General features: G+C 53.6%; 22 protein-coding genes. 1 reads left to right on the top strand and 21 read right to left on the bottom strand.

Translation table 11 applies throughout. From position 1 onward, the window contains the following. The 11 genes from ACOJWD_RS13475 to ACOJWD_RS13425 form a co-directional block, all read right to left on the bottom strand. On the bottom strand, positions 1–683 hold a 683-nt coding region (locus ACOJWD_RS13475), incomplete at its 3' end, for an MFS transporter (RefSeq protein WP_486993756.1). 290 nt (positions 684–973) lie between these two features. Beyond that, the gene (gene cobA / locus ACOJWD_RS13470; RefSeq protein ID WP_486993755.1) at positions 974–1,681 is read right to left on the bottom strand and encodes a uroporphyrinogen-III C-methyltransferase; all 708 of its coding nucleotides are present in this window, start codon (positions 1,679–1,681) and stop codon (positions 974–976) included. Beyond that, positions 1,678–2,268 (bottom strand): precorrin-2 dehydrogenase/sirohydrochlorin ferrochelatase family protein, encoded by a 591-nt coding sequence (locus ACOJWD_RS13465; protein WP_486993754.1) that lies wholly within the window; start codon positions 2,266–2,268, stop codon positions 1,678–1,680. The genes cobA and ACOJWD_RS13465 overlap by 4 nt, the downstream gene beginning before the upstream one ends. Position 2,269: 1 nt before the next feature. Continuing rightward, positions 2,270–3,343, bottom strand: coding sequence for a sulfate adenylyltransferase (gene sat, locus ACOJWD_RS13460; protein WP_486993753.1), 1,074 nt, complete (start codon positions 3,341–3,343; stop codon positions 2,270–2,272). Beyond that, entirely contained in the window at positions 3,340–4,020 is a 681-nt protein-coding gene (locus ACOJWD_RS13455) for a phosphoadenylyl-sulfate reductase (RefSeq protein WP_486993752.1), read from the bottom strand. Before ACOJWD_RS13455 ends, sat begins: the two co-directional genes overlap by 4 nt. After that, positions 4,017–5,696 (bottom strand): NADPH-dependent assimilatory sulfite reductase hemoprotein subunit, encoded by a 1,680-nt coding sequence (locus tag ACOJWD_RS13450; protein ID WP_486993751.1) that lies wholly within the window; start codon positions 5,694–5,696, stop codon positions 4,017–4,019. The genes ACOJWD_RS13455 and ACOJWD_RS13450 overlap by 4 nt, the downstream gene beginning before the upstream one ends. 690 nt (positions 5,697–6,386) lie before the next feature. Continuing rightward, positions 6,387–7,376, bottom strand: a complete 990-nt coding sequence (locus tag ACOJWD_RS13445) for a sodium:calcium antiporter (protein ID WP_486993750.1) — start codon at positions 7,374–7,376, stop codon at positions 6,387–6,389. A gap of 39 nt (positions 7,377–7,415) precedes the next feature. Beyond that, positions 7,416–7,883 carry a tRNA (cytidine(34)-2'-O)-methyltransferase gene (locus tag ACOJWD_RS13440; protein ID WP_486993749.1) on the bottom strand — a complete coding sequence of 156 codons (468 nt, stop codon included), beginning with the start codon at positions 7,881–7,883 and terminating at the stop codon, positions 7,416–7,418. Positions 7,884–8,038: 155 nt separating this feature from the next. Then, positions 8,039–8,905, bottom strand: a complete 867-nt coding sequence (locus ACOJWD_RS13435) for an aminotransferase class IV (protein WP_486993748.1) — start codon at positions 8,903–8,905, stop codon at positions 8,039–8,041. A gap of 48 nt (positions 8,906–8,953) precedes the next feature. Next, a complete protein-coding gene (locus tag ACOJWD_RS13430; protein WP_486993747.1) occupies positions 8,954–9,154 on the bottom strand; it encodes a hypothetical protein in 201 nt (66 codons plus the stop codon). Positions 9,155–9,304: 150 nt separating this feature from the next. Further along, positions 9,305–10,810, bottom strand: a complete 1,506-nt coding sequence (locus tag ACOJWD_RS13425) for a DHA2 family efflux MFS transporter permease subunit (RefSeq protein ID WP_486993746.1) — start codon at positions 10,808–10,810, stop codon at positions 9,305–9,307. 235 nt (positions 10,811–11,045) lie between these two features. Between ACOJWD_RS13425 and ACOJWD_RS13420 the strand changes: the two genes are divergently transcribed. After that, positions 11,046–12,629, top strand: a complete 1,584-nt coding sequence (locus tag ACOJWD_RS13420) for an Rqc2 family fibronectin-binding protein (protein WP_486993745.1) — start codon at positions 11,046–11,048, stop codon at positions 12,627–12,629. On the opposite strand, the gene pyrE is transcribed toward ACOJWD_RS13420, so the two are convergent. The 10 genes from pyrE to ACOJWD_RS13370 all read right to left on the bottom strand — a co-directional run bounded on the left by pyrE (position 12,626) and on the right by ACOJWD_RS13370 (position 23,163). Next, the gene (gene pyrE / locus ACOJWD_RS13415) at positions 12,626–13,210 is read right to left on the bottom strand and encodes an orotate phosphoribosyltransferase (protein WP_486993744.1); all 585 of its coding nucleotides are present in this window, start codon (positions 13,208–13,210) and stop codon (positions 12,626–12,628) included. The two genes, ACOJWD_RS13420 and pyrE, sit on opposite strands and share 4 nt — an antisense overlap. A gap of 18 nt (positions 13,211–13,228) precedes the next feature. Then, positions 13,229–13,909, bottom strand: a complete 681-nt coding sequence (gene pyrF / locus ACOJWD_RS13410; RefSeq protein ID WP_486993743.1) for an orotidine-5'-phosphate decarboxylase — start codon at positions 13,907–13,909, stop codon at positions 13,229–13,231. Positions 13,910–13,929: 20 nt separating this feature from the next. After that, entirely contained in the window at positions 13,930–14,847 is a 918-nt protein-coding gene (locus ACOJWD_RS13405; RefSeq protein ID WP_486993758.1) for a dihydroorotate dehydrogenase, read from the bottom strand. Next, positions 14,847–15,626: a dihydroorotate dehydrogenase electron transfer subunit gene (locus tag ACOJWD_RS13400; protein WP_486993742.1), complete on the bottom strand. Its 780-nt coding sequence runs from the start codon at positions 15,624–15,626 to the stop codon at positions 14,847–14,849. The genes ACOJWD_RS13405 and ACOJWD_RS13400 overlap by 1 nt, the downstream gene beginning before the upstream one ends. Beyond that, complete coding sequence (gene carB, locus ACOJWD_RS13395; protein WP_486993741.1) at positions 15,610–18,831, bottom strand: carbamoyl-phosphate synthase large subunit; 3,222 nt, start codon at positions 18,829–18,831, stop codon at positions 15,610–15,612. The genes ACOJWD_RS13400 and carB overlap by 17 nt, the downstream gene beginning before the upstream one ends. Further along, positions 18,824–19,909: a carbamoyl phosphate synthase small subunit gene (locus ACOJWD_RS13390; protein ID WP_486993740.1), complete on the bottom strand. Its 1,086-nt coding sequence runs from the start codon at positions 19,907–19,909 to the stop codon at positions 18,824–18,826. The genes carB and ACOJWD_RS13390 overlap by 8 nt, the downstream gene beginning before the upstream one ends. Continuing rightward, a complete protein-coding gene (locus ACOJWD_RS13385) occupies positions 19,884–21,209 on the bottom strand; it encodes a dihydroorotase (RefSeq protein ID WP_486993739.1) in 1,326 nt (441 codons plus the stop codon). The genes ACOJWD_RS13390 and ACOJWD_RS13385 overlap by 26 nt, the downstream gene beginning before the upstream one ends. Continuing rightward, on the bottom strand, positions 21,202–22,155 hold the full coding sequence (locus ACOJWD_RS13380) for an aspartate carbamoyltransferase catalytic subunit (RefSeq protein WP_486993738.1): 954 nt from the start codon (positions 22,153–22,155) through the stop codon (positions 21,202–21,204). The genes ACOJWD_RS13385 and ACOJWD_RS13380 overlap by 8 nt, the downstream gene beginning before the upstream one ends. Continuing rightward, positions 22,118–22,648 (bottom strand): bifunctional pyr operon transcriptional regulator/uracil phosphoribosyltransferase PyrR, encoded by a 531-nt coding sequence (gene pyrR / locus ACOJWD_RS13375; RefSeq protein WP_486993737.1) that lies wholly within the window; start codon positions 22,646–22,648, stop codon positions 22,118–22,120. The genes ACOJWD_RS13380 and pyrR overlap by 38 nt, the downstream gene beginning before the upstream one ends. A 200-nt stretch (positions 22,649–22,848) precedes the next feature. Next, positions 22,849–23,163 (bottom strand): (2Fe-2S) ferredoxin domain-containing protein, encoded by a 315-nt coding sequence (locus ACOJWD_RS13370; protein ID WP_486993736.1) that lies wholly within the window; start codon positions 23,161–23,163, stop codon positions 22,849–22,851. Positions 23,164–23,180: the final 17 nt, after the last annotated feature.

Here is a 23,180-nt window from a genome sequence, read left to right as displayed (position 1 = left end):
TCGCGACTGGTCCACCCACTCGATGCCATCGTAGTCATCACCAGTAATATCGCCGAAAGTCCAATGGCCATGGTGACAAATCCACCCACATCTAATCGATGGCGTCGTGGCTCCGAATGTTCACGCAACACCCATAGTGCTAACCCTAGCGCAGCGAGACCAATGGGCACGTTAATGTAGAATATCCAGCGCCAGGACATGAAGGTCGTAATAAATCCTCCTAACAATATCCCTAAGATGGCCCCGACATTCCATCCCACCGCTATAAAGCCATAGGCCTTTCCGCGCATCACCGGCGGAAAAACATCAGCGACCACGGCAGCACTGTTCGCTGTGATTAAGGCTCCACCAATTCCTTGAAGAACACGTGCTAAAATAAGTTCGACCCAACCAGTAGTAATACCACACCACGCCGAACCCAAGATAAAAATCACAAAACCGAGTTCATACATCCTGACCCGGCCAAACATATCTCCAAGACGACCCACCTGAGTGGCCAAAAGAGTGATGACTAAAAGGTAGGCCATCACAATCCAGACGACCGTACCCAATCCCGCATGCAGTGCACGCATCATCGTTGGGAGGGCCAAAATGACAATCGTACTATCTACAGCCGAAATAACCACACCAATGACAATGACGGCGAGCGCTAAGTTCGGCCGGTCCGTCACCTGACTCTTCATGTCAAAACTCCCTTCCAAGACGACAATCCTTTCATTATCCACATAATGATACGACTGCCAATGTCCACCGCAGCCGTATTGCCGTTCGCATATTTGATTGCAAAACAAAAATTACTGGTAAAAGGTATTTTACTAAACTTTAATGACTTCCGCAACTACATCATAGCCGTGCCTCAAGCGCGATATCATCCCACGAATAAGCCATCCTGAACCGCGCCTCCTTCGCGAATCCCCCCTCTCATCGCGCCAACAGCGACGGACCGATTGGCATCGCAAGCGGAATCTCTTTTTTAAAAAGCTCTCGCCACTTCTCCTATCACAATCACCGCGGGATTGCGCAGACCCTCTCTTCGGCAATTGGGGGCCAGTCGCTCGAGCGGTGCGCGCATCAGCCGCTGACTGGAATAGGAGGCCCGTTCAATGATAGCGCAGGGGGTATCCCCTCGCTTACCGCGGTCTAAAAATCCCGTCGCTATCTGCTCGAGACTTCCCATTCCCATCAAGATCACGAGTGTCGCCTGGGTGTGGATCAAATAAGGCCACTCCCAGTTAGCACAATCATGTCCGTTCAGCACCACGACAGAAGAGGCCACCTGTCGAGTGGTCACGGGAATCCCTGCCAACAGCGGGGCCGCGAACGCGGAGGAAATCCCTGGCACTACCTCCACGTCAATCCCTCTCATACGAAGGGCCTGCAGTTCTTCTCCACCGCGGCCAAACACAAAGGGGTCGCCTCCTTTGAGTCGCACCACAGAACGATAGCGATAGGCCGCCGACACCAGGAGCTCATGAATTCCCTCTTGCGAGACACGAGAACCCTGCGGCGACTTGCCCACAGAAATCCTCGGTGTGCTACCAGGGATAACAGCGAGAACGCTGTCATGAATTAATCGATCGTAAAAGACCACATCGGCCTCCTTTAAGAGGCGAAACGCCTTGAGCGTCAAGTATTCAACCGTCCCCACCCCGGCTCCGACCAAATAGACGGTGCCCGTCATTGGCTGATCTCATGAAATGGGGGCCACTCTGCCAATACTTCGGCCTCAGCGATCGCCATTTGACGTTGTCGCTCCGCAGTCTGAGTGATAGTCCGTCGAATGTCGGCACGAGTAAGGGCAAAGCGTTTTAAGCGATCTTCCCACTCGCTATCAAACAAGGGTTCCAAAGCTTGGCGGATTTTTCTTGCCAATCCCGGGGCAAGACCACTAGTGGAAACTCCGATCACGAGCGGCCCCCGCCGCAATTGACTCACCATGATAGCCTGAGACCAGTCTTTGTGGTCCACCCAATTGACCAGCACCCGCGCCTCTTGACATAAGGATTTCACCCGGGCATTGAGGAGATAATCTGGATGTGCCAAAATCGCTAGCACTGCATGGTTCAAATCCTCAAGCTGCGGAAGACGACGATAGCATTCCACCGTACCCTCCTGAAGCCCCTCCCATGAGGTAACAAAAGGATCAAACACCTTGATATCGGCTTGGGCGTCCAAGAGGGCGTGAACCTTGTGTTGTGCCTCGACACCACTACCTACGACCACCACCATCTTTTGGGAGAGATCAAGCATCACAGGAAAATACCCCATGCTACACCTCTCTCCCATGTCGCTGCATCAGCACCTCAGCCACTTCCGGTCGCATGATTTCTTTAGGAGGAGTGGTGCCATCGGCGATCAATGTTCTCACTTGCGTGCCAGACATAGATACCCATCGGTTTTGATGCGGGCATGAGCGCGAGGAGGCCATGGCTTGGCACACCGGGCAATAGCCAATACTATCAAAAGTTAACGGGACAATCCCCATCTCATCGGCACATTGCAAAAATAGCTCACGAGCATCACCGCTGCCATAGAAGTTGCCAACCCCCGCTGCATCGCGGCCCACAATGAAATGAGTCGCCCCATAATTTTTTCGAACCAAGCCATGAAACAGGGCCTCGCGTGGACCCGCATAACGCATGGCAGCCGCAAACGTGCCCAAGAGGATACGATCGTGGGGAAAGTAGTGCTGAATCAAAACGCGGTAGACGTGCATGCGTACATCACTAGGCACATCATCGGCCTTAGTGACCCCTACCAAGGGATGAAGCACCACCCCATCGGTCACCTCCAACGCCAGTTTCAACATGTGCTCATGAGCACGATGGGTCGGATTACGGGTCTGAAAAAAAGTGACGGTGTTCCAGCCACGACGGGCAATGAGACGTTTGGTATCTTCAGGCCAGGCCACTTCCGGATAGGGAGAGTGACTGGGCCGAACCAACGTCACGGGTCCGCCCACACTCCAGGGCGACTCGCGCAATAGCTGCGCCACCCCCGGATGGTCGGGCCGTGTCGTACCATAAACCATTTTGGCCTCGTGTAGCAAGTCGCGCTCGAAAACATCTGTCACCACTATCTTGGCGAACAAGCCATTCTCATGTTCGATCTCCACTTCATCGCCCGGACTCAGATACTGCGATACGCGCGGCTTCACCGCCAAAGTGATGGGCAGGGGAAAGATCTGTCCGTTAGAAAGTCGCATGGTGTCGACCACTGACAGATATTGATCGCGATTCATCATACCGGTTAGTGGGGCATAAGCACCATGACACAGCAGTTCCAGGTCAGCAGCGGTTGCCGCGTTGACTTGAATCTTCAGAGGATGGGCCAGCGTCTTCAATGTAATCCACACTCCTTCTTATCAAATCCCGACCAACGGCCTGAACGCGGATCTTCTCCTGGCAATATCGCTCGAGTACACGGCATACACCCGATACTGGGCATTCCTTGATCATGCAGAGGATTATAGGGCACCTGGTGAAGAGTGAGATAGTCTCGAACGGCGCTTTCTTTCAGCATCACCAACGGATTGATCTTGATGATCCCGTGCTTCTCATCCCATTCCACCACATGGGCATTCGCCCGGGTCGGGCTCTGCTCCCGACGAATACCGGTAATCCAAGCCCGATATCCCTTTAGCGCCTCCCTCAGGGGGACCACCTTGCGCAGGTTGCAGCAGAGATTAGGATCGCGAGACCATAATGCCTCGCCATAGCGGTCGGTCTGTTGTTGGAGACTCAGCGCCGGGGAAATCCGACGCAATGACAGCCGGTAGCGACTCTTCACGGCCTCAATCGTCTGGTATGTTTCATGAAAGAGTAAATCGGTATCAAGATAAAAAACATCCGGCGAGTCCACCTGGCGGGAGAGAAGATCGATTAACATTACATCCTCAAGTCCAAAACTTGATGCCAGAGTCACCTCATGATGAAACGTGTCTAGAGCCCATTGTAATATTTTCGATGGGCTTGCCTCACCCAGTTCTGCCACCGCTTGGGGCACCTCTGTCGCCTTCATGAACGCACCTCCTGTACGTACTGTCGCAATACAGTCACACCTTTCCTTATTACCCAGTCACCAAAGGTTTCCTGGTCAATTCGCGTGCACGCATACCACTCAATCAGAGTTCGGATATACGACGCCAAATCGCTATATTCGACCCGCTCTAGGAAAAGCTCTGCTAATCGGTCGCCCACACGACTACCCCCGAGATAGATGTGATACTTTGAAGGTCCCGATCCAACGAACCCAATTTCCGCCATCTCGGAACGCACGCAGTTATTAGGACAACCGGTCATACGCACAATGAGAGGCTCGGTCTCGAATCCGGCCGCCGTCCATGCAGCGAATATGGCCTCACGCAGCGGTGGGAACACCCGCTCTGCCTCGGCCAAGGCCAGTCCGCAGGTAGGAAGGGCCACACAGGCCATGCCGAGCCTCTCTAGAGCAAACATCTGGTCTGCCCACAGTTTGTCTAAGACTCCGTATCGAATAAAAATTTCTTTCAACTCGTTGTGAATCGTCTCATTCACCCCTAACAATAAAAGGTTTTGCTGAGACGTAATTCGCATATCCAAGCGAAACCGTGTTGCAATGTGCCACAAAGCCGCTTTGACATCCGCGGCAATTCGTCCTTGGGGAATCAACAGTCCGAGCGATCCGTCACCGCCTTTGAGAGCATGAAACCCTAGATGGTCATCGGGGCTATTCCAGATGAGAGTTCCGGATGGCTCCAATACGACTGCTGCCCGACGCTCCACTTCGGCACGGAAGGCCTCCAGCCCCCATTCATGGACTAAATATTTCATGCGGGCAAACTTACGCTCGCTACGATTTCCATAGTCGCGCTGAATCGTGATAATCGCTTCGAGCACTGCCTCCAATTGCGGTGGCTGAACGTCGCCGAGCCGTTGCGCCAAAAAAGGACGAGTGGCCTTAACCCCGTGCGAATGGCCTAAACCGCCTCCCACCAATAACGAAAATCGGCCTATACTGCCATCGGGGTCAACATGCGCGACCACCCCAATGTCATGGGTATAAATATCGGTACAGTTGTCCCCCGAAATAGCGAATCCAATTTTGAACTTTCTCGGCAGATAGGCGTCACCATAAAGAGGCTCAACCTCAGAGTCGACTTGAAAGACTTTCTGTTGGTCAACAAACAGCTCAAGATAAGCCGTACTCTCGGGGCGAAACTTCATAGCCAACCGTCTAACGATGTCCCGCAAATGGTCTCTCGGACCTCCGTGGTCTGGTAGGGGACACGACATCACGTTACGGACCACATCACCACATCCACCGAGACTGGTCATACCGAGGGTCGATACCGATTGCACTAAAGTCGTTAAATCCTTCTTTGTGACCCCATGCACTTGTACCGCCTGACGGGATGTCAGTCGCAGATGACCCTCGCCAATCGTCTCTAAAAGATTCATGATGGCAAGATACTGTGCTGCCGAGATGTCCCCCCCGGGCGTAGCCACACGCACCATAAATGACCATTCGGGACTTTGCTGAGACAGTTTTCGTTCCCGTCTGCGATCACGATTCTCTTGCTGATACATGCCAAAGAATTTCACTAACTGTTGATTGTCAGCATTCAGGCCAGATTCCGGATTGTTGTAGAGATCCTCAAACACCGTACCGCGCAGATAGCGGCTTGCCACCTTGATCGCCTCCACTGATTTCGCCATGAGATTCCTCCCCCCAAAACTATTTTCCCCATTATATTTATCATTTCCCATAAAGTCTATGGATTAACTAGTCTATAAAGAAAGGTTGTTAAGTACCCATTGCTAATCGTCCATTAATATTTACTTCTCTACAGAATATCAATAAAATACTGAGTAGTTTCTACTCTTTATTAATTTTCTGCTTAACTTTTTATCTATGTTTCTTGGGCAGTAGTACTAAAGTTGTAGCGCGACTAGGCCTCTTGCAGGATTTCTTCCGCCCAGGGGCGGCGGCACAATGAATACACACACATCATGGTCATAGCGGTTTTTCAAGCCAAGGAGGTTGTCCACTCAATGAATATGTCATCTTACTCATGACATTCCAACATTGCTTGCCACAAGCACCATCCATTACTGAGCGCCCTAGCGGAACGATTAACCGAGGTGAAATCCGCGATAAACAACCCGTCACGCCCTAAGGCACACCTCAAAATGGTCGCGGTAGCCCCCCGATCCTCCGGCGGAGGACACCGGCGTCAGTCTTCTGGTCAGCAGCGCCCCTATCCGGCGCCACCGCGACCGACTCTACTCTTTTCCGGCACATTGAAGCTATGGATCCACAACTAGAACATGCCAAAGAGTGGTCGATGAACCCTCACTGGGGGAGAACTGTTCTCTGGGGCCGCACCCGAAATTCTGTACTTTTCACTACAGCACGGCCACGACCAGCAAAATGAAGAGGACATAAAAGAGCCCGGCAGCAAATAGCTCCCCCACTTGGAGAATGCCGTCTCGGGAGCGCTGAAAGATCCATAACGCCGCCAACCATGCCAAGATGGCGGTCACCATCTCCCACGTCGAAAATCGCCAGGGGGTAAAGAGAATGCCAATCGCCGGCACCAGGGAAGCCTGAAACGCCATGGCCCCCGTCACATTGCCAACCGCCAGGCGATCTTTGCCCCGACGGATCCAAATCACGCTATTGAGCACCTCAGGAAGTTCCGTGGCAAGTGGGGTGACAATGACCGCCACTAAAAATCCGGCGATATGGATCCATCCCGTCACCTGTTCCAAGGCACTTACAAAAAAGTGGGCGCCTACAATGAGCCCGGACAAGGCCACAATGACTTGGAGTCCGACCATCATCCGATTAGGCCGGGGTGATCGAGAAAAATGCAAAGGAACCTCTGGGGGGCCGGTCAATTCGTCAATGGACTTCTGCACGTGTACCAAGCGCCAGGCATGAATCCCATAACTCATAACCAGGACGAAAGCCATCACTGGATGAATCTTCGCTGGCAAAAATGCGGAAATAATGGCGAGCAAGAAGGCCCCAAGGAAAAATCGCAAGTCTTGCAACATCGCCGGATTAACCACTTTCAGTCCGCTCGCGGCTCGTCCGTTCGCAAAGAGCCCGATGCCGATAATGCTAAATCCCAGTGTTGCCAGCATAAATGGGGCTCCCAATATCGCGCCCAAGCCTATGGCCTCATGCGTCGATGAGGGACGAGCAAAGACAACCGCCATTAAGGGAACCAAGGTTTCCGGGAGCGCTGTGCCCAATGCCGCCAAAAGCGATCCGGAAACCCCTTCTCCTAGTCCCCATTGGTACCCCAGCCATTCCACACTGTTGGTGAAATAATCGGCTGACAGCACGATTAATACCATGCCTAATAGCAACACCACCACGAAGGACATCCTCAACCTCCCACCCTAGTATATGGAAGGCGGTGCCTGTCAGACCTGGCCGAGCGAAGAAAATCCTTCTTGACTTAATGCCGCATAAACCGCGATCGCAACCGCGTTGGAAAGATTTAATGAGCGCACCGTCGTTAACATAGGAATCACGCGACGCGACTCTGGATAGGCGTTCAGGAGCGACTCGGGTAAGCCAACCGACTCCCGCCCGAATACCAGCGCGTCATGCAGTCCGTATGACACATCGGTATAGCGCACTCCGCCATGTGAAGTGAAAAGATGCCACTGACCGACGTCCCCTAATTCCTCGACTAACTGGTTCCACGATGCATGCACTTTCACATCGACCAAATGCCAATAGTCCACCCCAGCTCGCTTTAAGTAGCGATCGTCTAATGAAAAGCCCAAGGGTTCAACCAAGTGCAATGTGGTTCCCGTGGCCGCACAGGTTCGAGCAATGTTGCCTGTGTTGGGGGGGATTTCTGGCTCCACTAATACCACATGCACTACGCGTTCGCCTCCGTTATATTTCGATAGCCATCCGAATAGCCCATAGCGTTCTGCTTATCTTCCAAAAACATCCGCACACTGTGAATCCTCGAAAGACCTCCTCTAAGGCTAACGAGTGTCGTGGGGTCTCGACCGACGTGCGCATCCCTGCATCATGTCCTCTTACCTGAAGCCCGGCTGCTTCCCCTAAACGCCCGTTCATGTAAGAGGGATAAGAGTCGCTGCGCCACGGGACCAGATGTGTCAGCGATGCGTCGACCATCCACGGTCGTAATCGGAAGCACTTCCGTCAATGTTCCCGTCAGGAAGATTTCATCGGCCGCATACATGGCGTCCACCGGAAAAGGTTCCTCGATCACGGTATAACCGTGCTCTCGCGCCAACTCCACAACAACCTGGCGCGTAATTCCGGGAAGGATATAGTTCGACACCGGGGCGGTATAGAGCAATCCGTTTTTTACCATAAATACATTGGCCGACGTCGCTTCCGTCACCATGCCGTCGCGCACAAATATCGCCTCGAACGCGCCGGCTGCTTGCGCCTTCCCTTTGGCTAGCACATTCGGTAAGAGACCAATGGTTTTAATCCATACTTTGGCCCATCGGTCATCCGCCACCGTAATCACCGATATTCCCGCATTGACCATCTCTTGGGAAATCGGTGTCACGCCTCGTATCCACATCAATACTGTGGGAGCAATACTTCCCGGAGGCGGCGGTGCGTGAGTGCGGCGCTGAGTTCCTCGTGTCACTTGGATATAGAGCGCCGCTTCTTCCTCTGCTGCTGAGCTTAACAAATGATCTCGCGCCGATGTTAGCTCCTCAAAATTCACGCCTTCGATGCCAACGCCTTGAAGGCTCCTTTTGAGACGGTTCATATGACGATCCCATTCAAAAGGCTGATGGTGATAAATATGAACCACTTCATAGACCCCGTCGGCAAACAGAAAACCGCGATCGTCAATGGACACAAAAGCCTGGCTTTCGTCAACAAATTTCCCATTTAAGTAGACTAGCACCATTCAATCCCCTTTTATGCAAAATCGGATACCTACCCCGAGGCGGTCCTAAAACCGCCCCATGTGTTCCGCCAGTATTTCGTGCGCCTCTTCTGCCTCACCCTCGGGCACACGGACTTCAATACTTCCGCGGCCGTCCTCGCTGAGCTCGACAACTTTCGTTGTCACTAAAAGGCCTTCCGTTGAGAGCAACTCTTTCACTCGCTCCGCTACCGCCATACTAGGTGCTATGTAGACCACCGTCCACACCGTCGAATGACCTCCTTTGTCCTTCAAGACCCCAGTATCCCAATTTTTGGGGAGTCGACACTCCCCTCAACAGCAGCTCGCCTCAACACGTTGTGAAAGGGAAGTTAGGGATTGTGCGCCTATTTTCCTGCTTTGTTGACCATTTAATTTTTAGAACTCCATCGGAACCTCGATCTTTTCGCCATTTTGTTGCTGCGCTTCGTCTCCCGTCTTCAATATCGACAGCACCGCCGCAATGAAGGCTAATGCTGCCAAGAATAACAGCGCATAGCGAATGGTGGGTACCCACGGTGCCCGTGGGCCGCCGTTCATACGACCCCCATAAGCCAGTAAAAAGCCCGCCATCAGCGTGCTCGACACTGCAGTCCCGAATGCCATTCCTAGGGATCGAGCCATATTGAGAATTCCTCCACCCACCCCAAGACGCGTAGAGGGCAGAGAGCCCATGACAGAACTGTTATTCGGAGGAGTGAACATTCCGAGTCCCACACCCACAAATAATAGGCCTAACACCACCACGATGAGATCGGAATGAATCGAAATGGTAAAGGCGATCAGTGCTGCTCCAAGCGCACTCACGAACATCCCCACAGTGGTCAACATCCGTGGACCATATCTATCCGCCAATCCGCCAGCCTTCGGGGACACTACGGTCATGCCGATGGGTACCGCTGTCAGCAAGAGCCCGACAATGGCCGAGGGGAAAAGACTCACTTTCTCAAAGAAAAACGGCATTAGAAAGAGCACCCCAAACATCACTAGATAGCTTAATAATCCAGTCACATTGCCCATCGTAAAGACCCGAATCTTAAACAGCGCCACGTCCACCAAGGGAGCTCGAAAACGCTTTTCTCGCAGGATAAATGCGGCAATCAGCACCACGGTGGCCAAGAATAACCCGATCACTTCAGGAGAAAACCACCCTAGGGTGGGCGCCTCCGTCACCGCCATCATCAGCGTGACTAATGCCGGACTGAACAAAATGGCTCCCCACCAGTCAAAGGTGGTTTTGCCACCCAGCATCTTGTCCTTAGGCAAAATCAAGGCCGCCATCACGGTGCCAATAATTCCAACCGGCACATTGACATAAAAAATAGCCCGCCAGCCAAAGAGTGCAATCAGTGCACCTCCGACTGCCGGGCCGACAGATAGTCCGACGGCCTGTGCTGAACCTTGAATGCCAATCGCTTTTCCCCTGATATTCGGGGACACCGTGGCGGTAATAATCGCCACCGAATTGGCCTGCAACATTGCTGCCCCTGCCGCTTGAAATACTCGCGAAATTATGAGGAACGTCATGCTGGGGGCAGCACCACAAGCGGCTGACCCGACAATAAACACGAGAAACCCAAAGGTATATAATGGCCTTCTCCCAATCATATCGGCCAAGCGGCCAAAGAGAGTTAATAAAGTAGCTAATGTTAACAAATACGCAATCAAAACCCAGCCGGCCGTGCTCGCTGGCGCTCCAAAATAGCGCGATAACTCCGGTATCGCCACGTTCACAATGCTGGCGTCCACGGCCGCCATAAATGCTCCTATACATACCGTCCCGACAACTAACCAGGTATAGTTTGGGCGGGACGTAAACTTCTCTGACGGCAATGACTGCCATAGAGCGCGGACGCCCGCAGGTCGTGAGGCGTCGCTCGGCATAAAAATCCCTCCCCATGAAGGCAACAAAATAACGAGAACCGAAGCAAATCGGTCCCTATGGGCTCATTATCCCACCGACCGCTCAATAAATCTACCGTTTACCGCCCATCTTCACTGCAGTAGGGCCATTCGATATTCCGATGGCGATGCCTTACTAGCAATGCCTCCGCACATCAGGTAAGCTTTGGGTACTAGAAGAATTCCCCGACTTAAGTCAGAAAATCCGGAGGGCTTCATGCCATTTGATGCTTTAATGATGCGTGCCATCGAGTCACGCTTTTCGTCTCGCCTGTTGGGTGCCACCTGCGTCAACATCGAGCAAGGACAAGACCGGTGGCTCATGACCATACGTCATCACAATGAGGTGGAACATCTCTTGCTGGTATTATCGCCCGGTGTGCAGCGCTTTCACGCGTCTCGGATGACCCGTTTGGATTCGAAGAAGCCTTTAGTACCGTGGCTAAAACGGCTCTTGCCTTTTAGCATTCTAGATATTTATGTCCCGCCCTTCGAACGGGTCATGATTCTCACGATCGAACATCGCGATGACTGGAACGTCCCAGTGCATTCTAAACTTGTCGTGGAGTTAGCTGGCCATTTGACGAATCTCATTTTGCTCGATGCAAACGACCTAGTCGTCGATGCTTGGCGCAAGATTGCCCCCGGCCGACCGGGCCGAGCAGTCTTTCCTAAGAAACCGTACATTGCTCCACCAATGGTGGCCAATCCCTTAGAGACGCATCATGTTAAAGACCTTCCGCCGTGGGCACATCAATGGATTGGCGAAGGTGGCAGTTGGGATAGGCTCTTAGAGGACTTTTCTCGTGGTTTCCCCGAAGGCGCCTATCTCCATCGCGCGTCAGGACTCGAAGATATCTGGGTCTATCCTCGCATAGGATTCGAGACACAATTTACGGACAATCTTGAATTAAGCCTCGATGCGGTATTTTTCACACGTGAAATTCAACGTCAAGAAGACGCTCTTCGCCACCAATTGGTGGCGCAAATTGACCGTCGACTGCATCAGTTGGCCGAGAAACTGGCAGACTATCAAGTCGACCAAAGTACTGAGGGAGAAGCGTCACGGCAACTCGGCGACCTCTGGCTGACCTATCAGTACGCCTTTAAGAACGATCCGACGCTCCGCCAACTGGAGGTTTTCGACAGTGCCGGACAGTCGATCGAGCTGATACTGCCTGATGACGAACGTCCCAGCGAACAAGCCGCCAAACAATATCGTCAGTTTAAAAAGATTAAGGCTCGACAAGCTGCCATGGCACGCATTGTTCCCCTACTGACCAGCGAGCAAAGTGCTCTCGGATCACTACGGCAAGAGGCGACGACTCAACCACATCCGCTGAACTGGTATAAGGAGATGCTGAAGAGCCAATCCTCCCCATCACAAGCCAATACCGAGCACTTACCATATCGCCGATTTCTTAGCCGGCATGGTCTAGAAATATGGGTGGGCCGCAATCGCGATGAAAATGCCCATCTTACCTTTCGCAAAGCGCGTCCGGATGACTTGTGGTTTCATGCCAAGCAAGCCCCCGGATCGCACGTCATCTTAGCCTCGGGTAAAAGCAATCCCGATTTAGAGGATGTCTTGGATGCCGCTCAACTGGCGGTGTTTTTCAGTAGTGCCAAAGACTCATCCAATGTCCCCATTGATTACACCCGCCGTAAATTTGTCCGCAAGCGCCCGCACGCTGAACCGGGACAAGTGCTCTATCAGCGAGAGAAAACGCTCTATATCACCCCTGATGAAGAGCGTCTCAAACGGCTGGGGGCGATGAGCGAAAAACTTATTGATGGCTAAGATTTTGGTCGCTGCAAAGGAACTCCTTTGGCACATAAGGGGCACTCTTGAGGATCCCAATTGGGGATGCCCGAGATCCGCACCAATGCTTCAAGCGGCTTGTCAAATGCTAGCGGTCCAGACCGGCGATCGACCATCGCCCCCACGGCCTTGACCACACCGCCGGCCGCTTCTACAGCATGAATCACTTTCGCCACTGAGCTTCCCGTGGTCACCGCATCTTCAACCACGACACAGGATTCGCCTGGGGAAAAGCAAAACCCTCGTTTAAAGACCATTTCTGCACCATCCCCTTTCTCCGCGAAAAGCACTCGTGCCGTCGGCCAGTGTCTTCCCACGGCATAGGCAGGGATAATACCGCCCACGGCGGGACCCACTACTGTCCGAGCTTCATAGGGTTCTAACCGTCCCGCGAGCTCGCGCGCCCAAACGTCCAGTACCGCAGGCCGCTCTGTCAGGCGCGCCAACAAAAAAAACTGATCACTATGGCGACCTGTCGTGAGTAAAAAGTGCCCTTTCAAATAAGCCCCTAGATCTTCCAAATGCTGCAGTGCCGACTCCACACTAAAGCCGTTTTCCATGAGTCTCTCACTCCTTTACTATTCTTCTTGCATGGCATATCGAAATCGTTCTAATGTCTCTAAGGGATGGTCAGACTGTGTGATGGAGCGCCCAACCACCAGGTCCGTCGCTCCCCGACGCACCGCTTCCCTGGGTCCGATTACTCGCCGATGCCCTCCGGTAGTCTCATCAGACATGCGCACACCGGGGACCACAATCCTCGCACCGGGCCAGAGATCCCGAATCGTTGGCACTTCATCACCTGCTGCCACGACGCCGTCAATCCCCGCCTCGCGCGCCAAGCGGGTGCGACTAGCGACCAAGTCTCTCGCCGTCTCATGAATCCCACCTTGCATGAGTACAGCATCATCAATACTGGTCAATACGCTGACAGCCACTAATCCCATCGTGCCTTGAGACTGTCGGGCTTCAACCAACATGTCGAGTCCGCCTGCGGCATGGATGGTCAGAAGCTCCACACCCAAATCTCGAACGGCAGCGACTGCCCGCGCTACGGTGCGTGGAATATCATGACATTTGAGATCTAAAAACACGTGGTATCCCCGACGGGATAACTCGCGGACATATTGCGGTCCTAAACGGTAAAAAAGCTCCATCCCAATTTTCACGTCTTTATGGGGGAAAATCCTCTCTAAAAACTGATCACACTCGGCTTGGTCGGAAAAATCCAGGGCCAAAAAGAGTCGTGCCTCGCGCATAGTTATCCTCCTATGTCAATTTAGGTTTCTTGAAGTGCGCTCCCTACCGCTTCCTGGGGGGTTCGAAAGCCATAATGTTCTAGGGTTGCTGGCAATGCCTCAATAATCTCTACCATCCGTTCAGGATGCTGAAAGGTGATGCTCCCCACCATGACGGCGCTGGCACCTGCCATCAGGAACTCCACCACGTCTTCAGCAGTGGAGATCCCCCCCATGCCAATCACGGGTACCTTGATTCGCGAGGCGATTTCATAGACGATGCGCACCGCAATGGGCTTAATGGCAGGACCAGACAGCCCACCGGTTCGCCCTCCTAGGGCAGGGCGACGATGCGGCATATCGATGGCCATCCCGACCAAGGTATTGATGGCAGAAATCATGTCGGCGCCAGCGGCCACTGCTGCTTCGGCGATGACCCAAGGTTCGGCCACATTGGGAGACACCTTCACCATGATGGGTTTGTCGGTCACCTCTCGCACCGCTCGCGTCACCGCAAAAGCGGCCTCTGGATCATGACCAAAACTGATGCCGCCTTCTTTGATATTGGGGCAAGAAATATTGATCTCAAAGGCATCCACACGCGGCTCCTGGGTCAGTCTAAGCGCCACATCGCGATACTCCTCGACTGTATGACCGATAATATTGGCGATCACTGTGGTATCGACCGTATTCAAGAAAGGAATGTCCTCTTCCAGAAATGCTTCCATGCCGGGATTTTGCAAGCCAATCGAATTCAACAAACCCTCTGGAGTTTCCCAAACTCGCGGCGGAGGATTTCCTCTCCATGGTACCGGAGAAATCCCTTTAACACTGACGCCCCCTAAACGATTAATGTCCACATATTGCGCATACTCCGGACCAAATCCAAAGGTTCCCGAGGCGGCCATAATGGGATTTTTCAATACGAACCCCCGTGGTAACTCCACCTTTAAGTCCATCACAGTGCCAACTCCTCTTTCAAAAACACCGGGCCATCGGTACACACCCGACGATATCGGGGACCCGCTTCATCGATAGGTTGCGCCGGAACCACACACGCCAAGCACGCCCCAATACCACAACCCATCCTTTGCTCCAACGCCAATTGCACCCGCCCGCTGTGATCTTCCGCCGCCTCACTTATCGCTTTCAACATCGGAGTCGGGCCGCACGCCATGATTTCTCCATCGGGAAAGCGCTGCATCCATTGCATCACCGGGGCCAATACGGTCCCCGGCTGTCCGAGACTGCCATCATCGGTCGTCACGAGAGGGGTGACCCCGCATGTCTCGAAGTCCTGTTGCATAATGAGATAATCTCGGCTGCGCGCTCCCAAGATGGCCATCGTTGGCCCTTCATGCTCTTCCTGATAGCGTTCGAGAGCCGCATAGACGGGAGGAATCCCCACGCCTCCACCCACCAAGAGCCACGGCCGATGAGACTCCGGAGCCGCAAACCCTCTTCCCAGCGGTCCCAAGACGTTGAGCCGTTCATGGGCAGTCTTCGCGGCCATAAAGGCGGTCCCTCGACCCACCACTTGGAGTAGGATCCCCACCTCATGGGTGACTGGATTAATTCGCGAAAACGAGATAGGACGACGCAATAATCCTGGGGTAAGGACGTGACAAAATTGCCCAGGTTCCGCTTTGGCCAGCTCCGTACTTTTCACAATCAACTCGACGTGGTCTCGCGCCACGGGACGATTTTCGATAATCTCTACCTCAAACGCTTGCGCCATCGTGCCATCCTTTCCGCCACTCGTTCAATGAATGCACCTGAAATGGATTGCGACTACGGCCTTTTAACGCATCAATCGCGGCTGCCACGGTGTCGAGCGAGGTAAAGCACAAAATCCCGCGCTCAACCGCGGTTCGGCGAATGAGAAATCCTTCGCGCTCTCGCTGACCTCCTTGGCTAATGGTGTTGATCACCAGTTCAAACTGGCCATCGCGAATCATATCCACCAAGTGAGGACGCCGCTCTCCAATGCGATAGACCGGAGTGGCAGGGATACCGTGGCTCGATAAGAGGGCGAGGGTTCCGGTGGTGGCATACAGGTGATAGCCCAGTTCCGCTAAACTGCGTAACATTGGCAAGGCTTCCGCTTTATCCACGTCCGCAATGGTCACCAAAATTTTTCCACCTGCCGACAGGCGAAAGCCACCCGCCACCAAGGCACGATAGAGCGCATGTGACACGTCGACATCAATGCCCATAACTTCTCCTGTCGATTTCATTTCCGGTCCTAGCGCCGCATCGACTTGCCCCAACTTGGAAAATGAGAAGACGGGCAATTTGACCGCATAATAGTCAGGCATCGTCATGAGCCCTTCTGGCACGGTATCAGGGAGTTTGCCGGTCAAGGCCACATCAATGGCCCATTCCACTAAGGAAACGTGGGTGGCCTTAATCAAGAAGGGGACCGTGCGACTTGAACGAGGATTGGCCTCAATCACAAACACCTCGTCCTTGACCACCACAAATTGAATATTTAATAGTCCCTGAACTGGAAGTGCCTGACACAACAGCGTGGTAATGCGGACCACCTCGTCAATCACTTTCTTTGAAGCGCGAATAGGAGGGAGCACCGCCACGGAATCGCCGGAATGCACCCCGGCCCGTTCCACATGTTCCATGATGGCAGGTATGACCACCCTCTGACCGTCGCTCACCGCATCCACTTCCAGTTCCAGACCACTCATATAGCGATCGATGAGTAACGGACGTCCCACGGCAATTTCCCGCGTCTCAAGGAGATAGCGCTTTAGCGCTTCGGTATCATCGATAATGCGCATCGCGCGACCGCCCAAGACGAATGACGGTCGCACCAAGACCGGAAATCCCAATTCTTCCGCGGCCTCGAGCGCCTCACTGGTAGTGGTTGCTGTGCGACCCGGCGGTCTACGTATCCCGTGCTCTTCGAGCAATTGGTCAAATTGCTGGCGATCTTCGGCCCGCATCAGCCCCTCCAGAGTGGTGCCGATCAACGGCACCCCATGCTCCGATAAAGACTGGGCGAGATTGATGGCCGTTTGTCCACCAAATTGTACAAATACGCCGTCTGGTTGCTCCACATCCACAATGTTGAGCACGTCTTCCAAGGTCAACGGTTCAAAGTACAATCGGTCAGAGGCATTGAAATCTGTCGACACCGTCTCCGGATTAGAATTAATCATAATGGCGCGATAACCACGTTTTCTGAGGGCATTTAAGGCATATACACTCGCCGCATCAAACTCTATCCCCTGGCCAATACGAATCGGTCCAGACCCTAACACAATCATTTTTGGCCCCTCAAGGGGCATCGCTTCGGTACTTTCATCATAGGCGGAATAGAAATAGGGGGTGACCGCAGGAAATTCCGCCGCGCTGGTATCCACCATCCGATACCCGGGCACCAGGTTCTGGGCGATGCGCTCTTGACGCACGTCGTCTTCAGATATCCCCGCCAGTTCTGCCACCCGGCGATCAGGAATACCTAAACGTTTCGTCACAAGAAGCGTCTCACGCCAGGTCTCCGGATGTTCAAAAATTTGGCGCTCTTGCTCCACAATCCGCGCTAACCCTTGCAAAAACCATGGGGTAATATGCGTCTTTTTGGCCAATTCACGTACAGTTTGCCCTCGCCACAGTGCTTCGGCCAGATAAAAGAGCCGTTGGTCATTGGGACTCACACTCAATTCCTCTACCACCGCGTCAGAGGCATGCCGCTCGTCACCCCCGAGCACATCGATGCGACCCACCTCAAGTGACCTGACCGCCTTCTCTAACGCCGCCTCATAGGTGCGGTCAATGGCCATGACCTCGCCTGTAGCCTTCATTTGTGTCCCTAAACTGCGGTCGGCTTCGGGAAACTTATCAAACGGCCATCGGGGAATCTTCACTACCACATAGTCTAAGGCTGGTTCAAAAGCCGCACTGGTCTTTCCCGTAACCGGATTAGTAATTTCGGGCAAAGTGAGCCCGAGTCCAATCTTGGCCACCACCCGGGCAATCGGATAACCTGTGGCTTTGGAGGCCAGTGCTGAAGAGCGAGAGACGCGCGGGTTCACTTCAATGACCCGATATTCTCCATTGGGGTGTAAGGCAAACTGCACATTACATCCCCCCTCGATGCCGAGGTGATGCACAATGTCCAACGACGCGCTGCGCAGCCGATGATATTCACGATCGGTCAAGGTCTGCGATGGAGCGACAACAATGGAATCTCCGGTATGGACTCCGACAGGATCGAAGTTCTCCATATTACACACCACCACCGCATTACCAGCGCCATCCCGTACAACTTCATACTCTACTTCCTTGTATCCAGCAATCGACTCTTCCACCAATACTTGGGTGATGGGACTTTCCGCCAGGGCTTGCGGCAATCGCTGCAACAACTGTTCCTCGTTATGGGCAAAGCCTCCACCGCTGCCCCCTAAGGTATAGGCTGGCCTCAACACCACCGGATAGCCTAATTCGGCGGCAAATCGCAGCCCTTCTTCCACCGTAGTGACGGTTTTCGAGCGAGCAATCGGATGATGGCGTTCCACCATCAAATTGCGAAACGACTCTCGATCTTCCGCCATTTCAATCGACCGCAAAGAGGTTCCCAGCAGTTCAATCCCCAAGTCTGTCAGTACGCCAGCTCGTGCCAAGGCTGATACCAGATTAAGCCCCATTTGGCCTCCCAATGTGGCCAAAATTCCGTCGGGTCGTTCCTTACCCAAAACATAGGCCAAAAACGAAACCGTCAAGGGCTCGATGTAGACCACATCAGCCACCGAAAGATCGGTCATAATCGTGGCTGGATTGGAATTGACCAAGATGACCTCGACACCTTCTTCTTTCAGTGCCCGACAGGCTTGCGTTCCAGCATAGTCAAACTCCGCGGCCTGTCCAATAATGATCGGCCCCGAACCAATGACTAAGACGCGTTTCAAATGGCTCCTCTTAGGCATGATTCTCCTCCTCAGGCCGTACTTTGGCCAAAAATTCATCAAATAAGTAGAGTGAATCCGAAGGCCCTGGCCCAGCTTCAGGATGGTGCTGTACCGAAAGGATGGGCCGTTCTTTGTGTTCGATGCCTTCGATAGTCTGATCATGCAAGTGCGTCAAGCGCATATCATAACGATCGCTTAAGGATTCCGCGTGGACGGCATATCCATGATTCTGCGACGTGATGAGCACGCGCCGATGGCGATGATCGTAAAGCGGATGGTTGGCACCGTGATGACCAAATTTCAGGGGATATGTGGTGGCCCCTTCAGCCAGGCCAATGAGTTGATGTCCAAGACAAATCCCCAACGTCGGATAGTGGTCGAGCGCATAGCGCACCGTAGGCAGCACCTCGGGAATGCTTTTGGGGTCCCCCGGGCCATTCGACAGCACCACTCCATCAGGCCGACTGTTGCTGAGGTCCTCAGCCGTCGCATTAGCCGGTAATACCGTGATGTGTACTCCCCGGCGAGTCAATTCGCTGAGAATAGAATTTTTCACACCGTAGTCCATCACCGTAATGCGTGGAGCCGCGCCGTCGCCGTCGATGTCATAGGCTTGTGGAGTGGTCACTTGATAGACTGCCCCCGTCAAGTCATAGTCTTGTAGCACTTTAAGCGCGTCTTTTACCTCATGTTGCTCTGATGCCAACACCGCCTTTTCGGTGCCACGGTCGCGAAGGTATTGTGTCAATGCCCGGGTATCCACGCCGATTAAGAGCGGTTTTTTGTGGGTGGCGAGATAGTCCTTTAATGAATGTGCGCTGGGATAGTGGGAGGGCTCCTCCTCTAATCGATGCACGATCAGCCCTTCCGCCCAGGGAAAAAGAGACTCCGATGCTTCATCCAGCGTCCCGTAATTGCCTATTAACGGAAAGGTCAACACCACAATTTGTCCAAAATAGGAGGGGTCCGTCAGAATTTCTTGATAGCCCGTCATGGCAGTATTAAACACCACCTCACCGCGCGCTATGTGGGTCGGATCTCCCACATAACCCCCTCGAAAAATCGTTCCGTCAGGAAACGCTAGATAGCCCTGCATCCTGTACCTCCCCATCGCGCATTTTAAAGTGGCCATCCACCATTGTGGCCACGGCTCGTCCCACCAACCGTTCTCCTTCAAAAGGCGTGTTATGTCCTTGAGAGACAAAGTCCGCACTATGCACCGTCCAGCCGACTTTGGGATCAAAAAGCGTCAAGTCGGCCACCTCCCCGGGTATAAGCCCCCCATAGTGCAGCCCCAACACCCGGTCAGGACCCGTCGTCATTAAGCGGAAGGCGTCAAGCGGGGTCATCAATCCTGAACTGACAAGGGTGGTCATTAAGGTAGCCAAGATGGTTTCGAGTCCACTAATACCAAACGGAGCAGACACGTAAGGGAGCGCCTTCTCGTCACGGTGATGGGGTGCATGATCACTGGCCATTACTTCGATGAGTCCGCGTTTGACGGCTAAAAGCAGTTGCTGTCGCGTCGCGTCCCCCCGCAAGGGCGGATTGACCTTGGTGACCGCATCATAGCCAAAACGCTGTAGTGCTTGGTCCGTCAAAAAGAGATGGTGCGGCGTCACTTCAGCGCTGACATGATACCCATGATCGTGCGCATACTGGATGGCCTCAAGACTTTGCACCGCAGAAACGTGCGCCACATGGAGGTATCCTCCGGTCAATCCCGCTAGGAGAACATCGCGCCACACCATAATGGCTTCGGCGGCTTCAGGTGTTCCTGGAATCCCCATCACGTCGGCAAGCTCACCTTCGTGCACACTCGCTCCCGACGAGAGGTCGCGATCCTCAGCATGGTTAATGATGGGAGCCCTCAGCGTGGTGGAATAGGAGAGGGCGGCCCGCATTAAACTACTATGCCTAATCGGCACTCCATCATCAGAAAAAGCGCGCGCCCCTCTCTCCCACATGCGGTAAAGGTCGGCCAACTCTTCTCCACGACTCTGCACCGTCACGGCTCCGATGGGAAATATGCGGGCCAAGCCAATAGCCGCGGCGCGGCTCTTCTGCCACTCCATCCACTCGGGCAAGTCCTGCACCGGATCGGTATTGGGCATGGTGGCCACCGCCGCCACGCCCCCCTTCACGGCCGCTTGACTTCCGCTCAGCATATTCTCTTTGTGGGTTTGGCCCGGTTCGCGAAAGTGTACATGCATATCAATCAGACGCGGAATAATCCATAACCGCTCGGCATCGATCACCTCATAGGGCACTTTCTCTAACTCTCGAGCATGGACAATGCGCCCCTCATATATCGCCACATCCGTGCCGCTTTGGTCTATCCCTCGATAGGGATCGATAAGTCGTCCACCGCGAATCAGTACTCCATGACTATCCATGACGCCCTCCCTCCCCAATGATGGCCTCTAGAACAGCCATGCGAACCGCGACCCCATTTTCGACCTGTGCCATGATGTGCGCCGAGGCGCTCTCCATCACATCGGAATCAATCTCGACGCCTCGATTCTGCGGACCCGGATGCAAGATCAGCACCTCTTTGGAAAGCCCTTCATAGACCTGTCGCGTGATACCCCAGCGTTCCCGATATTCTTCCTGTGATGGCATTCCGAATAGGGATTGGCGCTCTTTTTGAATGCGTAACACTTGCAGTACGTCGACATCACGCAAGGCTTCATGTAGGTCCGCGGTAATCTCCACCTGTGACGACAGAGAGCGGGGCAAAAGGGTGGGCGGTCCAACCAAGGTCACTCGGGCGCCTAACGCGAGAAATCCGAAGAGATCAGAGCGTGCCACGCGGCTATGTAGGATATCTCCCACAATCACTACCTTGACTCCCTCCACCGTGCCCTTGGCCTCCATCACCGTCAGAAGATCCAAAAGCCCCTGCGTCGGGTGTTCGTGAAATCCATCGCCGGCGTTGACGATGGGTACCTTGAGATATTGCTGTAACTGCTGCGGCACACCGGAAGCACTATGGCGTACCACCACCAAGTCGATATCCATGGCTTCGAGGTTTAGCGCAGTGTCATGTAACGTCTCGCCCTTGGTCACGCTGGAGCTAGAGCCTTGAAAGTTAATTACGTCCGCCCCCAGGTACTTTCCGGCCAATTCAAACGATGTTCTGGTCCGCGTACTCGGCTCGAAAAATAGATTCACGAACGCTTTGCCCCGCAGGCTCGAGCCCTTCTTCACCGAATTGTGCAGAATCTCCTCTTTGAGCGTCTTGGCTCGATCGGTCAAGGCCAGAATATCTTGTCGTGCAAGCCCTTCGAGTCCCAACAAGTGTCTAATGAATGATCCCTTCTTTCTCGACGTGCACAGCATCCTCACCATCCACTTCCGAAATCAAGACGCGCACCAGTTCATGTCGCGAGGTCGGAATGTTCTTGCCCACATAGTCAGCACGAATCGGCAACTCGCGATGCCCACGATCCACCAAAACGGCGAGTTGGACCAATTGAGGACGACCTGCGTCGACCACTAAGTCCAAGGCGGCCCGCACGGTGCGCCCGGTATATAAGACATCATCAACCAAAATCAGTTTCTTGCCGTGCACTAAGGCGCCGTCTCCCCAGTCACGTCGTGTCTTGGGATGCTCTCGGTCATCGCGATAGGGTTCAATGTCGATCGGAATGACCTCAGGTTGGCGACCTTCAATTCTCATGAGGTGGACCGCAATCCGTTCAGCTAAAGGCACGCCGCGCGTCCGAACTCCCATTAGCACAACGTTCTCAATGCCGGGATTCTTTTCAGCGATTTGATGCGCCATTCGCACCAACGCTCGTGACATGGTATCGGCATCCATAATCAGCGCCATGACATAACTCCTTTTGCTCATAAAAAAATGCTCTAACCCGCATATGGTCAGAGCGCATACATGCACCGGCTCCTTTCCAGTCTCGCGGGACTGGTATTAAAGGTCAGTGTTCCCGTTCCTAGTGTAGATCACTCTCCGAGACGGGTAAAGGTATAACGACAGATTTCTTGGACCCAATGTACATAGTCGAGGCGGGGCTACTATTCTGTATCTTCTTCGGCGTCATCACGAGCGAAACGAAATACCATCGTCGGTTCTGATGCCGTCTCCCCATCATCATGAATCGCGCGTCGTACGATAACGGCGAGGTGATGACGCTTGACGTTCACGTACCATTGCCCGCCTGGATAGCAGATGGCAATTGGCCCTTTCGGGCAGAGGTGAAGACAGGAAGACCGAATGACGCGCCATCTGAGGTCACGCTCCAATGTTTGGTGCGCTGCTCGGGCCACCCACCGAGATCCTCGCATACGACAGGCCGGGCCAGTGCAAATTACCAAGCGTCGTGGGGTCATGGTCTCATTCCCTCCCA

The sequence above is a fragment of the Sulfobacillus sp. TH-112 genome, assembly GCF_057473405.1.
This window is presented reverse-complemented; position numbering and strand designations above follow the sequence as displayed.